The 14,212-nt window shown below is 40.2% G+C and carries 10 protein-coding genes and 1 tRNA gene; 7 read left to right on the forward strand and 4 right to left on the reverse strand.

Annotated elements, in window-relative coordinates; genetic code table 11:
* Positions 1 to 91 precede the first annotated feature (91 nt).
* A complete protein-coding gene (locus VB691_RS19675; RefSeq protein WP_323293227.1) occupies positions 92 to 874 on the reverse strand; it encodes an RNA methyltransferase in 783 nt (260 codons plus the stop codon).
* Positions 875 to 899: 25 nt separating this feature from the next.
* Positions 900 to 983: transfer RNA gene (locus tag VB691_RS19680), tRNA-Leu, on the reverse strand.
* A gap of 133 nt (positions 984 to 1,116) precedes the next feature.
* On the opposite strand from VB691_RS19680, the gene thrC reads away from it, so the two are divergent.
* Together thrC and VB691_RS19690 are read left to right on the forward strand one after the other, a co-directional pair.
* Positions 1,117 to 2,241, forward strand: a complete 1,125-nt coding sequence (gene thrC, locus VB691_RS19685) for a threonine synthase (protein ID WP_323293228.1) — start codon at positions 1,117 to 1,119, stop codon at positions 2,239 to 2,241.
* Positions 2,242 to 2,291: 50 nt separating this feature from the next.
* Positions 2,292 to 2,723 (forward strand): DUF29 family protein, encoded by a 432-nt coding sequence (locus VB691_RS19690; protein ID WP_323293229.1) that lies wholly within the window; start codon positions 2,292 to 2,294, stop codon positions 2,721 to 2,723.
* Between the two features lie 250 nt (positions 2,724 to 2,973).
* Here VB691_RS19690 and VB691_RS19695 read toward each other — a convergent pair whose 3' ends face one another.
* Positions 2,974 to 3,939 (reverse strand): lysylphosphatidylglycerol synthase domain-containing protein, encoded by a 966-nt coding sequence (locus tag VB691_RS19695; RefSeq protein WP_323293230.1) that lies wholly within the window; start codon positions 3,937 to 3,939, stop codon positions 2,974 to 2,976.
* 273 nt (positions 3,940 to 4,212) lie between these two features.
* Between VB691_RS19695 and VB691_RS19700 the strand changes: the two genes are divergently transcribed.
* Complete coding sequence (locus tag VB691_RS19700; RefSeq protein ID WP_323293231.1) at positions 4,213 to 4,935, forward strand: WecB/TagA/CpsF family glycosyltransferase; 723 nt, start codon at positions 4,213 to 4,215, stop codon at positions 4,933 to 4,935.
* On the opposite strand, the gene VB691_RS19705 is transcribed toward VB691_RS19700, so the two are convergent.
* Positions 4,932 to 5,774 (reverse strand): DUF928 domain-containing protein, encoded by an 843-nt coding sequence (locus tag VB691_RS19705; protein WP_323293232.1) that lies wholly within the window; start codon positions 5,772 to 5,774, stop codon positions 4,932 to 4,934. The genes VB691_RS19700 and VB691_RS19705 overlap by 4 nt on opposite strands.
* A 264-nt stretch (positions 5,775 to 6,038) precedes the next feature.
* Here VB691_RS19705 and VB691_RS19710 point away from each other — a divergent pair, with 264 nt between their 5' ends.
* From VB691_RS19710 to VB691_RS19725, 4 genes are all read left to right on the forward strand, one after another.
* Complete coding sequence (locus tag VB691_RS19710) at positions 6,039 to 8,651, forward strand: EAL domain-containing protein (protein ID WP_323293233.1); 2,613 nt, start codon at positions 6,039 to 6,041, stop codon at positions 8,649 to 8,651.
* Positions 8,652 to 9,413: 762 nt separating this feature from the next.
* The gene (locus VB691_RS19715; RefSeq protein ID WP_323293234.1) at positions 9,414 to 9,578 is read left to right on the forward strand and encodes a protochlorophyllide oxidoreductase; all 165 of its coding nucleotides are present in this window, start codon (positions 9,414 to 9,416) and stop codon (positions 9,576 to 9,578) included.
* A gap of 227 nt (positions 9,579 to 9,805) precedes the next feature.
* Positions 9,806 to 12,496, forward strand: a complete 2,691-nt coding sequence (locus tag VB691_RS19720; protein WP_323293235.1) for an S-layer family protein — start codon at positions 9,806 to 9,808, stop codon at positions 12,494 to 12,496.
* Positions 12,459 to 14,201 (forward strand): ShlB/FhaC/HecB family hemolysin secretion/activation protein, encoded by a 1,743-nt coding sequence (locus tag VB691_RS19725; RefSeq protein ID WP_323293236.1) that lies wholly within the window; start codon positions 12,459 to 12,461, stop codon positions 14,199 to 14,201. Before VB691_RS19720 ends, VB691_RS19725 begins: the two co-directional genes overlap by 38 nt.
* The last annotated feature ends 11 nt before the right edge of the window (positions 14,202 to 14,212 follow it).

Consider the following 14,212-nt stretch of genomic DNA (forward strand, 5'->3'; position numbering starts at 1 on the left):
GACAGCAATTAGTGAGTTTATACAGTACACAGTAGGGGCAATTCATGAATTGCCCCTACAAAAATCCTATACTGTATCTAATTTAAAGGACTTATTTTTTACTTTGTCGTCTCGCTTCATATAACATTAAAGCAGCAGCAATTGCTACATTTAATGACTCCACCCCTTTCCCCAAAGGAATAGTCACAGTTTCATCCGCCAACTCAACTAAATCATCTGATAACCCGGCCCCTTCATTCCCCAATAAGATTAAAGTGGGTTTCCTAAAATCTAAATCCCAATAAGTTCGATTTGCATTGGGTAATGTTGCTACAATATTAATACCTGATTTTTGATAGGTCTTAATCACATCCGTTAAGTCTGAAACAACCATCAAAGGAAGCTGAAACCAAGCCCCCGCAGAAGCCCTTAATACTTTAGGATGATCAATATCAACACTATCATCACTTAACCAAATTCCATCAATTTCAGTCCCTACTGCCGTGCGAATAATTGTCCCTAAATTACCAGGATCTTGCAATCTTTCTAACACTAATCCTAACTTAAAATCTGCGATCGCACCAATCCCCATCTTCCGAGATACTGCTGTAGCAACCACCCCATCAGGGTTAACCGTAGTTGCCATAGTTGCTAATACCTCTGGGGTAACTAATTCGTGCCGTTCTACCCGTTTAAGCGCATTTTCCCACAATTGAGGGTAACGGGCTTGCCATTGCTCAGTGTAACATAAGGTTACAAGGTAACAATTCACCTGACAAGCCGTCTCTAACAAATGAGTGCCTTCTAACAAAAATTGATTTTGTTCGCGTCTTCCCTTCGTCCGATGCAAACTGCGAATCTGTTTAACCAGAGGATTCCGAACACTGGTAATCATAGGGAGAGGAAACCCTTTCACTTGATGCGGAACTCGGGACTTGAACCCGAAAGTCCGAAAGAACACTAGAATCTGAATCTAGCGCGTCTACCAATTCCGCCAGTCCCGCATACTAATACCTAAAGAACAAATATCACATAATTTTAACGAAAAGTCAACCATTAAAGATTAGGCTCTTTTAGGTACAATAAGAAGATAGGAAAATCCTGGTCAAAAAACAGAAGTCTGAAACCCATCACCCTATGACTGTTCAACCCATCACGTCTCAACCCCCTCATAACAGAATTGAAACCCCTACCCCTTCAGACTTCAAACCTTGGCGGGGGTTAATTGAAAACTATCGTCCCTATCTTCCTGTCACCGAAGAAACGCCAGTTATTACCCTTCTCGAAGGCAATACCCCCTTAATTCCCGTTCCCTACATCTCCCAACAAATCGGACGAGGGGTCAAAGTTTTGGTAAAATATGATGGTTTAAACCCCACTGGCAGCTTTAAAGATCGGGGCATGACTATGGCCATCTCTAAAGCGAAAGAAGACGGGGCTAAAGCCGTAATTTGTGCCAGTACAGGCAATACTTCGGCTGCTGCTGCTGCTTATGCTAGACGGGCCGGAATGCGGGCTTTTGTGATTATTCCTGATGGCTATGTGGCTCTAGGAAAACTGGCCCAAGCTTTATTATATGGGGCAGAAGTAATCGCCATTGAAGGGAATTTTGACGAGGCGTTAAAAGTGGTGCGGAAAATGGCAGAAAATTACCCCGTAACTTTAGTTAATTCGGTTAACCCTTACCGTTTAGAAGGACAAAAAACCGCCGCATTTGAGATTATTGATGTCTTAGGAAATTCCCCCGACTGGCTATGTATTCCGGTGGGAAATGCGGGAAATATTAGTGCTTATTGGATGGGATTTTGTCAATATCATAGTGTTGGAAAATGTGATAAATTACCAAAAATGATGGGTTTTCAAGCAGCAGGGGCGGCCCCATTTATTCAGGGTAAACCTATTTCTAATCCTCAAACTTTAGCAACAGCAATTCGCATCGGCAACCCGGCTGGTTGGGATAAAGCTTGGGCAGCAAAAGAAGCCAGTGTTGGCCAATTTAATGCTGTCACTGATGAGGAAATTTTAGACGCTTATCGTCTTTTAGCAGCCCATGAAGGCATTTTTTGTGAACCCGCGAGTGCTGCTTCTGTGGCCGGTTTATTAAAGGTAAAAGATCAAGTTCCCAGTGAGGCAACTGTGGTTTGTGTCTTAACAGGAAATGGACTAAAAGATCCTGATTGTGCTATTAAACATAGTAAGAATCAAGTTAAATCAGGCATTAAACCTGAAATATCAAAAATTGCTGAAGTGATGGGATTTTAGCATAATAAAGAACTCATTATCAATGAATAATTCATTATTCATTATTCATTATGGAAGAAATACTAGAACTCAAAGAATTACTACTAAAAGGTGATATTAGAGGTTCTTTGGCCATTGTAGAAGACCTGGAAGAAATGAGTAAAAGCGGTATTATTAGTAATATTCGTAGCTATGCTGTTATTGTATTACTTCATCTAATTAAACAGCAAGCAGAAAACCGCACAACTCGCTCTTGGGATGTTTCTATTCGTAACTCTGTGCGAGAAATTCAACTAAAAAATAAACGCCGCAAAGCCAAAGGTTATTATTTAACTGAAGATGAATTAAGAGAAACCTTAGAACAAGCTTATCTGAATGCTTTAGATGCTGCTTCTTTAGAAGTTGAAGAAGGAAGTTATCAACCAGAAGAATTACAAAAAAAAGTCAATCAAACAGATATTTTAGAACAAGCTTTAGGGTTGATTTTAGCATTCAAAAATTAGGCTCTACCGAACCTAGGATGTAAAACGATTAAAAATTACAGGCTTAAACCCTTAAGGGTTAAGCTATAGGAGCTAAGCCTGGCTACCCAGGCTTAAAATTAGGCTGTGTAGACAGCCTTTGTGCTTATAGAATAAGGCTTTAGCCTGTATTCATTTATTAATTTTACATGGCAAGTTAGGTAGAACCAAAAATTAACCCCAAGGTTAGACTTATTTCCCAGTTTTCTATTGCCTGTTTCCTGTTATTTTATTACTGTTGAACTTCTGCCCAAGAACTACTTTTATTGCCCAAAAAACGCCCTAATTCATATTTACCTAACAACAAAGCAGAAACCGTCAAAGGAATAAAATAATAAACCCCACGATAAATTAATAATGACCCCAATAATTCCTCAGAAGAAATAAAGGAAGATAGTAACAAGATCATTACTGTTTCAAAAACCCCTAAACCCCCTGGCACATTACTGGCTAATCCTGCCACTTGTGCTAACATATAAATTCCAAAAAAAGTAGAATAGGGCAAAGAAACAGACGCACTTAAAATGGCATAAAAAACAGCCGCAGCTAAAGACCAATCTAAGGCAGAAACTAATAATTGACCTAAAGCTAGTCCGATCGGAAGATGGGGTAAAGTCCATTTACCAATAATTAAGGGCTTTTGACGAGTCACAGTAACAAACAAATAAGCTACAATGATCAACAGAAAAATAAACCCCAAAGGTCGAACAGAAATAAAAGGCAAATCTAATAAATTAGGAATGGCTAAGGGTTCCTTCAGAAAAACAATTGCCCCTACCACAAACAATCCTAAACAAAAAGATAGATTACAAAAAGCAGAAATTTGAGCGATCGCAACGACAGATAATCCCCAAGCAGAATAAAAACGATAACGAATCATACAACTACTTAATAAGGCAAAACCCACACTGTTGCTAATGCCAGAACAGATAATTCCGACTAAAGCCGTTTTTGAGTAAGGAATAGAACGACGAACATAAGCCACCCCAAGAAAATCATATCCCGTCATAATTAGATAATTGATACTCATTAAGACGATCGCCCAGATAATATGATGGTGGGGAATCTTCGATAAAGTCCGCCAAAAAGTGTCAGCTTGATAATTTTGTAAATTTTGCTGAATTGTCCAGATGGATAAGCCGAAAAGTACCAGACTTAAGCAGGACGGAATGAGCCGAAAAAGGGTTTTTTTGTGCATAATAGGAGAAGTAAAAGCTTAAGAAAATTTTATTTTTGACGGATTAGACAGTAAAATTCACAATCACTGCTGAGTTTATGAAGGCAGGGGTTTTGAAATCTAATGGCCAGAGTCGCCCAAAATTTTTCCGATCATAACCCAACCTTTGAAAATAGCTGCGTATCATTAATCACAATATAACTAAGCTATCACTTCTCAGCCGCTAAAACAGCCATCCTGGTGTGTTAATCTCTAGGTTGTTAAAAAACTTTAAACTTTTGTCCCTCTTTGGTTATGTTTACTCCCCTAAATACATTTCCTGTTCTCGGTTTACCCGTTCATCTGAATGATAACTATAGTGATTGGTTACTAAATTGTATTGAGCATAATCAAGGGGTTCATGTGGTGACTCTCAATGCAGAGATGGCCATGTTGGCCCAACAAGAGTCTGAGGTAGCCCAAGTCATTCAAACTGCCGAATTAGTGATTCCTGATGGTGCGGGGGTAGTAATCTATTTACGATTTCGGGGCAAACAACAGCAAAGATGTCCAGGGATAGAGTTAGCCCAATCTTTGCTCGAAAAATTCGCCTCTGTTAGCCCATCTTCTCCCATTGTCTTTTATGGGGGCAAACCAGGAGTCACAGAAGACGCAGCCAATTATTGGCGGGCTAAAATCCCAGGAATCTCAATTCTCACATCCCATGGTTATTTATCCCCAGAAGAACAAGAAACCTGGAAACAAACCCTAAAAACCCAACAACCCCCAATAATTTTGGTGGGGTTAGGAGTCCCCCGTCAAGAATATTGGATTCGGGAGAATAGATATTTGTGTCCCCAGGCGATTTGGATTGGAGTCGGGGGAAGTTTTGATATTTGGTCAGGCACAAAAAACCGCGCCCCTCGTTGGTTACGGGAAAACAACCTAGAATGGCTTTATCGGTTGTATCAAGAACCTTGGCGTTGGCGACGGATGTTGGTATTGCCCCAATTTTTGATTAAGGCCTTACTGAGTTAAGGCGTGAAGGTCAAAATTTGCGGTTCTAAGAGGGATTGTTGAGCAATAACCGGATCTAAATCCACTGAGTTAAGCAAATCTGTCCACATGGCTAAGACGGCTGAATCTTGGGGTTGCGATCGCTTTAATTCGACTAAAACCTTGAGGGTTTCATGCCAAACTTGATTATCTTGATATAGGGTTACTTGTTTAGCTAAGGAAGCTTGGCCAATCTCCCGTACCAGATTCGAGTCTAGTTGGACTGGTTGTAATAACCCTTCTACCACCACATCATAGGCGCGATCCTCAGCATTGCAAATAACCGATAAATACCAATGATATTTGTCTGGGGAATTAGCCCTAGAAAGAGGGGGAACTTGAGGGAGTTGTAAGCTCATAATTCCGGCTTTTCCTTGACCCTGAAACGCTTTTCTCTGCACTAATTGATCTTGGGGGCCCCGTAAGATGAATTCAATTTGCGTCCCGGTAGAAATAGCGGGAACAGAGAACAATAAAGTTGGGTTATTGGTTGCTGTTGCACCGACCAAATTTTTAGGAATTAAAGCCGTTAACTGTTGCGGATCAAAGTCGCATTGGTTATTGAAGGGACGACTAGCGGCAGGTTTACGTCTTTGGGGGGCTTCAGCCATTTCATTCCCAGCATTTTCCTGTTCTTGAGGCCGTCTACTTGCCCCTCCTTTACGGCGATCAGGAACCAGATCAGCAATTGATTCTTCTTGATCTTGAGCAGAGCTTTGGGTTTGAGCCATAACCACCAAATCTGTCAAAGATAGAGTTGTGGCCAAGGTAATGCCGATCAAGGCTGCCGCCTTTTTAATTGAGCGTTTTTTGATCATCATTTCATTTTCCTGTTGATAAACTTAATTAATAAGTAACCCAAGTTAATTTGGATTTAAGATCTATGCGATAGGATTGAGTGCAATAATTTAACAAATACCCCTAACTCATATTCTACTCTCCATTGTTGTTCTCCGTCCAGTTGTTTTTAAAGGCTGTGATAACAATCACAAGGTACTTGAAGTTATCCCAGTTGTTTTGTAAAAATTGGGAAGTCTTTGACACAAAAACCCCTAATCTCTTTTGCCCTACTAATTTAAACTGCTGTGATAGGTAAGCTTCATCAGGTAATTCGTTCTTTTTTCCTTGTTGCTCAAGCCAACAAACAACCCCATCAAGGGATTGATGGGTTGTCCAACCCCAAAATGAATCAACTCAAGCCAAAACCGAAAAAGGTGAGGATTTTCTCAATTTCATCCATTCTTCTTTCAAGTGTCTTAGTCACTTTACCCTTAATCGGACTCAGACAAATTGGCCGCTTACAATTTCTAGAATTAGTCGCCTATGATCAAATGGTAAGAGTCTTACCGTCTGGGGCGAATGATTCTCGGTTATTAATTGTGGGGGTTACAGAAGCAGACATTCAAAAACAAAAACAATGGCCCCTTTCTGATCAAGTCATTGCTCAATTATTAAACAAATTACAAGCCGACAACCCCAAAGTTATTGGTCTTGATATTTATCGGGATCTCCCTCATCCTCCTGGTAGTGAATTGCTAAATAAAGCTTTGCAAGCTGATAATATTGTCGTGGTGAAGCAACTACCCACCTCTGACAGCGAACAAGTTCCCCCACCCCCTGAAATTCCCCCCCATCGCGTGGGATTTAGCGATTTACCCATTGATCCTGATAATGTGGTGCGTCGTACATTTATGTATATTCAATCCAAATCAGGGAAGATTAAAGAAAGTTCTTTTGCCTTACAAATTGCCCTCAATTATCTTGCACAAAAAAATCAAGGATTACAAGTTAAACCCGAATCACTACAGATTGGCCCGGCATCTTTTCTCCGTTTACAAAGTAACGCCGGAGGTTATCAACTGCCACCATCAGAAGCTGTAGGCTGGCAAATTTTATTAAAATATCGTGGCAAAAATGTGGCCAGGGAAGTTTCCTTAGAAGATGCCCTACAAGGAAAAATTGACCCGAATTGGGTAAAAGATAAAATTGTTTTAATTGGAGTCACCGCCCCTAGTAATAAAGATACCTTTCCCACTCCTTATAGTGCTACTGCTACGAAAAATTTTGAAATGCCAGGGGTAGTGCTTCATGGCCAAATCGTTAGTCAAATTTTAGGGACGGTGTTAGACGAAGAACAGCCTTTTTGGTTCTGGCATCAGGGGCTAGAATGGGCTTGGATTTGGTTATGGTCATTATTGGGGGGAATCGTTGTTTGGCGATCGCAGCGTCTTTGGATTTTGGGGGGCAATGTCCTAATTTCCCTGGGGGGCTTATGGATGCTGTGTTTGGTGATTTTTAGCCAATCAGGTTGGATTCCTGTCATTCCCCCATTATTGGGTTTTTTACTGACGGGGGCCTGTGTTTTAGCTTATAAGACGGTTTATCAAACTTACCATGATCCCTTGACCGGATTGGCCAATCGACGATCATTAGAGAGCAAACTGAAAAAACTTAACACCGGAAAGGCTTTCCTCAAAGGGGAATTGGTGGCAGTTTTGTTTATTGATGTTAATCGCTTCAAAACCATTAATGATGGTTTGGGACATCAAGCAGGAGATTATTTATTGATGGAAATTGCTCAGAGGTTACAACAACATCTGCCATCTTCTGAGAATTTAGGAAGAGTTGGGGGTGATGAATTTGCTATCTGGTTACAAGGGGTAAATGATCCTCAAGGGGTAAAAACCTTTGCTGAAACACTACAACAGGATTTAAGTCAACCTTTTTACTGGCAAGGACAAGAAATTTTTACCACCATTAGTATTGGTATTGCTTTTGATCGTACAGGTCAGGGTTTTCAGGCCGGACAATTACTCCGTTATGCTGATATTGCTATGTATCGGGCCAAGGAAATTGGATCGGGTCGTCCCCAAGTCTTTGAAACGGGAATGGATACCCAAGCGGTACAGCGTTGGCAATTAGAAACGGATCTGCGTTTAGGATTAGAACGGCGAGAGTTTCAACTGTATTATCAACCAATTATCTCCCTCAAAACTCGTAAAATAGCGGGTTTTGAGGCTTTAGTTCGCTGGAATTCCCCCCAACGTGGGTTTGTCTCTCCAGGGGATTTTATACCCGTTGCGGAAGAAACTGGTTTAATTATTCCTTTGGGAGAATGGATTTTAACTGAAGCTTGTCGGCAAATGCGTTGCTGGCATGAGCAATTTCCCCAGACTCCTGCTTTAATGATGAGTGTGAATTTATCTGGTCGTCAGTTTACTCAACCTGATTTAGTTAAGCAGATTCAGCATATTTTAGATGAGGCGAAGATTGATAGCGATCGCCTGAAATTAGAGATCACCGAAAGCATGATGATGAATGATGTGGAAGCGGCGATCGAGTTACTGAATAGATTAAAAGGCTTAGGGTTACGATTGAGTATCGATGATTTTGGGACGGGATATTCTTCTTTGAGCTATTTACACCGTTTTCCTCTAGATACCCTTAAGGTCGATAAATCTTTTGTGGGCCGTATGGAAGAAGGGGAAGATAGTAGTAAGTACATTACTATTGTAAGAACTATTATTTCCTTGGGTCATAATTTGCATTTAGATGTCATTGCCGAAGGAATTGAAACATCGGCACAACTTGAGATCTTAGAGTCCCTACAGTGCGAATATGGACAGGGATATTTCTTTTACAAACCTCTCTCCCATGAAAATGCAGAGGCTTTATTGGCAAGAGAGTATGGGGATTGACATCCTCACGCGCCCTAAAAGGGCGGTGATTTCTCGCCACGCCACTTTTTTAGAGTGGTCGCCGAATGGGGTTGACGTTTCACCAAGATGTGCTTTCAGATCGAAAGTCTTACCTTCTCTCCGCGTCCGTTTTAAGTCTCAGGATGCCCTCCCGCGACTAAAAACAATACTTGTTTTGTTTTAAATTGCGTTCAAGGTTGTGCTATTTTTTTACCATTGCCTTACTTCCGCTTTCCTTGTACTGGTCGGGATCAACTCAGGAGTTTCAACCTAATCTTCTTTTCTGGAGTATTTAGACACAAGGCGGGTTTTTTACGACCACTCGTAGTTTAACACAAAGCCGTCCTAAAAGGCTTGTCCTGAGCTTGTCGAAGGGACGGGGTTTTAAACCCAATTTTTCGATAAGCTGATTCCTGGCTTCAAGTGACAATGACTAATTGCTTTTTGTATCTGATTATATCGATATAAATGTATTACTCAAATTTTCAAGTAAAATTCAGTATAATCTGTGATAATATGACGAGGAACTGGATTGAATTGTAGTTTGGATCACAGAGGGTTATTTTACTTTCCACCTACAATCGTTTTTTGCGGTTTTTTTTAGGATTGCGTATTTTCTACAGACAAGAATCTACCGAAATAAAAAATATTTTTTTGCTTGAAATTCACGGGTATATCCTGTAGTCTTTATATAGAGTCACAGCTTATTATGTAGACATAGAGAACAAACAACAAACAACAAACAACCAAGGAGCAAAAACAATGAAATTCAACAATACTTTAGTCGCTATCTTCACCGTTGCTTTAACCGCTGGTATTAATGTTTCTGTAATGGCTAATGTTCCCACTGAACAACAAACTCAAACAAAAAGCCATAATCCTATTACCGAAACCACTCAACCTCAAGGATGTCCTGGCAAATGTTAATCAATTCTTAACTTCAGTGAATATTTTAATAGCTGATGTGCAGAATTTAATAACAGCATTAGATAGAGATAAGATCTATAATCGAAAAGGAGAGTTGAGTCTCAAGGTATTATCCTTAGACTTAGAGCTTGAAAAATAGAGATCTAAACTAATCTGTGATGATTGTCAGTAGTTGTCTAACAATTCATAAATTTCAAGTCAGCCTTAGCCTTCTTACAATCAGTTATTTGACTGTTATTCCGCCAACTTTAGCACAAGTCTCTAGTGATGGAACCGTAAACACCCAAGTAACCCCAACAGGTAATCAATTAGTTATTACTGGGGGAACGCAACAGGGGAATAATTTGTTTCATAGTTTTAATCAGTTTTCTATTCCCGACAACGTCGAGGCGTATTTCAACAATTCTAATAATATAAATAACATTATTAGCCGTGTCACGGGTGGTTCTATTTCCCAGATTGAGGGAATAATTCGCGCCAATGGTACGGCTAATTTATTTTTAATTAATCCCAATGGCATTACTTTTGGCCCCAATGCTCAAATCAATATTGGGGGGTCTTTTTTAGCGAGTAGTGCGGAGTCCATAGAATTTGCTGATGGGGTTCAATTTAATGCCACCAATACACAACCCAATCCTCTGTTAACGATGAGTGTTCCGGTTGGGTTACAATTTGGCTCTAACCCAGGCAATATTCTGCTTGATCGGGTGAGCGAGCTTAAGGTTTCCCCTGGCAATACCTTAGCATTTGTGGGGGGAAATATCCGCTTTATCGGAGCAGGAAATGAAACCGATGGGATAGAGGTTAGCAATGGACGCATAGAATTTGGAAGTGTTGGCAGCAATAGTGTTGTTCAAATAACTGAGACTAACAGTGGTTTTAAACTAGGTTATGAAGGAGTCAAAAACTTTCAAGATATTTCTTTATCACAAGGGGTAGAAATTGTTCGAGGGATTAATTCCTCAATTCATCTAGAAGGAAGACGAGTTTCCTTAGATAATAACGCGCAAATAATTAGTAGCACCCCTAGTTCTCAGGCTGCCGGAGATATTATTGTTAACGCGACTGAGTCTGTTGAAATGACCAGTACCAAAGCACGAGGTTTTCCCAGTGCGTTGTTAGCTCAAGTTGACCCTGGGGTGTCAGGAAAAGGAGGTAATATTATCATCAACACTCAAAAGTTAATTGTGCGCGATGGGGCTGCAATTTCATCAGATGTTTTTGGTTCGGGACAAGGGGGTAACATTGAAATCAATGCCTCTGATTCAGTTGAAGTCACTGGAACGGGTTTTTTCATTAGTAGTGTCTTAACTACTACCACACTAAATTCCGGTGATGGAGGAGAATTAATTATTAATACCAAAAACTTAAGATTACAAGATGGGGGTCAAATTTTAGCTGCGACTGCTAATCGACGACAAGATCCCCTCAATACAGCTATCGGTCAAGGTGGAACAGTTAACATTAATGCGTCTGAATCAGTACAAATCAGTGGTAGAGAGATTATCCCTAATCGTATAGAAGCAGGGGCAGTTCCCAGTGGAATATTTACTGAATCAGGGTTTAGCGATATCAGATTCTTGGGTTTTGGACAAGGAGGTAGTCTTAACCTTAATACTGATCGATTAATGGTGACGAATGGGGGCGTTATTTCTGCAGCAAGTTTGGGGGAAGGAACGGCAGGAAATATAAATATTCAAGCCAATACAATTCTTGTAGATGAAGGCGTTGTAACAGCATCTTCCCAAGGGACAGGGAATGCAGGAAATTTAACCATTAAAACGGACAAATTAACGGTTAATAATAACTCACGAGTAGCGGTTAGAAGTATTGGTTTGGGTCAAGGGGGTAATTTAACCCTCAATGCCTGGTCTATTTTTGTAGACAATAACAGTCAACTCACTGCTACCAGTCAACCCTTAACGCCGGAAAATGTCCAAGAATTAGTAAGATTGGGCATTGCACCAGAATTATTAGAGGTTGATAATACCTCAGCTAATGCAGGGAGTTTAAACATTATTACCGATAATCTAACGGTCAACAATGATTCAGAAGTGACTGTCAGCAGTTTTGGTTTAGGAAATGCGGGTAATATTAATATTAAGGCGCAAAATATCTTATTAGATAATGATAGCCGCCTAACTGCGGAAACGGCATCAGGAGAAGGGGGAAACATTGCCCTTGATGTCAATCAATTATTAATCCTCAGACATGATAGCCAAATTTCTACCACCGCAGGAACCCAAGGAGGAACAGGTAACGGGGGTAATATTGATATTAACGCTAAATTTATTATTGCCGTTCCTGCTGAAAATAGTGATATTTTTGCCAATGCTTTTCTGGGGCAAGGAGGTAATATTAATATTACGACTTCGGGAGTTTTTGGCATTGAAGAAAGAGCAAGACTGACTCCCCTGAGTGACATTACTGCTAGTTCCCAGTTTGGTCAATTAGGGACTGTGGCCATTAACCGTCCTGATGTTGACCCCCAAAGAAGCTTAGTTAAACTTCCTGCTGATGTGGTGGATGCCAAAAACCTGATTATTGATGCTTGTAGTCCCGGTGGGGCATTTTCTAAAGGGGAATTTACCATTACGGGACGCGGGGGTTTATACCCAAACCCCCATCAAGGTGTAAATACTCAGACAGGATTAACTGAATTAGGTTATCCTAATACTAATTTGTCTAATCCAAGGCCTTCATCAGAAGGCAACGAAAATCATTCATCCTCCCCCCTACCTCTTAACCAGAGGGAAACACACAGGCCTCCCATCGTGGAAGCACAAGGATGGATCACCGATGCTGATGGTAAAGTAGTGCTGACGGCCCAAGCATCCGCTGTGACTCCTCACAGTTCCGGTTTTATGCCAGCCAGTTGCTATGATTTGTCAACGACTAACCAGTCTCCGTCTCCCTAACCTGTTGATTATTTTTGCTGGTATTCTATGGCTTAGTGGTTTGAATGGCGGTAAACTTCAGGCACAGCCCTTTGAAGGAAACCCTATTCGTCCCCCCTCTTTGCCGGAATTAACCCCTACCCAACCTGTCCCTTTACCAGAAACTCCTCTAAAAATCCCTTCCTTTAATCCGAATGCTGTGGAAGAATTTCCTGCTAATATACCAGGAACCATTATAGTTAAGCAGTTTCAGTTTCAGGGAAATACGGCTTTTAGTACAGAAGAATTAGCTCAGGCGACTCAGCAATTTACGGGTCGTCCCGTTACTTTTGCCGAATTATTACAAGCGAGATCGGCAATTACTAAACTTTATGTTGATAATGGTTATGTCACTTCTGGGTCTTATATTCCTCCCCAAACCATTGAAAATGGAATCGTTACAATTAATATTGTTGAGGGAAAATTAGAAGATATTAAGGTAACAGTTGAGGGAAAACTAAACCCAAATTATGTCCGTGATCGCTTGGCCTTAGCGGGAGAAACTCCCTTAAATATTAACCGTTTAGTGGAAGGTTTACAACTCTTACAATTAAATCCAATCATTGAGAAAATTTCCGCAGAATTAACGGCGAGTCCCCGTCCCGGTAATAATCTTTTAATTGTTAATGTAGTCACGGCCCGTTCTTTTTTTCCGACAGCTATTATTGATGATGGACGTAACCCCCAAGTTGGAGAAATTCGTCGAGGTTTTAATCTATCAGAGAAGAATTTAACTGGTAATGGGGATAAAGTTGAGCTAACATATTTTAATACGGATGGCAGTGATGATGTTGAGGTGACTTATCAAGTTCCTGTCAATGTTTATAATGGTACAGTTCAAGTAGGGTTTAGAAATTTAACGGGGGAAATTATTGAGCAACCCTTAGATATTTTAGAGATTAATTCTGATTATCAAAAGTATTCTTTCAAATTTCGACAACCGATTATAGAAACCCCTAATCAACAGTTTACTTTAGAGTTAGATCTCGATCATCAACAAAGTAAAACTCTTTATTTACAGGGGCTTCCTTTTCCTGGGAGGGGTTCAGATAATAATGGAAGAACCAATATTTCAACCGTCAGATTTGCTCAGGAATGGGTAGGAAGAAGCGATCAACAAGTGTTGTCTGCACGGTCAGAATTTGACTGGGGAATTGAAGCATTAGGGACAACGAAACCCTTTGATATTGAGGTTAATTCTGAGTCTCCTTATAGTAACTATTTTTTATGGAGAGGTCAAGCACAATGGGTTAGATTATTGGCACCTGATACTTTATTTTTAATCAGAAGTGATTTCCAAATTTCTGATCGTCCTATTATATCTTTAGAGCAATTTTCTTTAGGGGGTTTAGGGAATGTAGAAGGGTATCGACAGAATTCTTTATTAACCGACAATGGAATTTTTGCAGGAATGGAAGTACGTTTACCGATTTATCGTATTACTAAAGATAAGGTTTTGGTGCAAATTATTCCTTTTTTCAATTATGGTCAAGGTTGGAATAGTGGAAATACGCCTGATCCGCAAATTAATGAATTAGCGTCTGTTGGGGTCGGTTTACAATTACAATATGGTAGTCTTTTTAATGCTCGTATTGACTGGGCAAACCGTTTAGGAAAAGAACTGTTTCAAGGGGGAAATTCTTTGCAGGATGATGGGATATTTTTTACCATTACGATTAGTCCTTAAAGAGAGATATT

It is taken from the genome of Crocosphaera sp. XPORK-15E (assembly GCF_034931425.1).
Taxonomy (GTDB): domain Bacteria; phylum Cyanobacteriota; class Cyanobacteriia; order Cyanobacteriales; family Microcystaceae; genus UHCC-0190.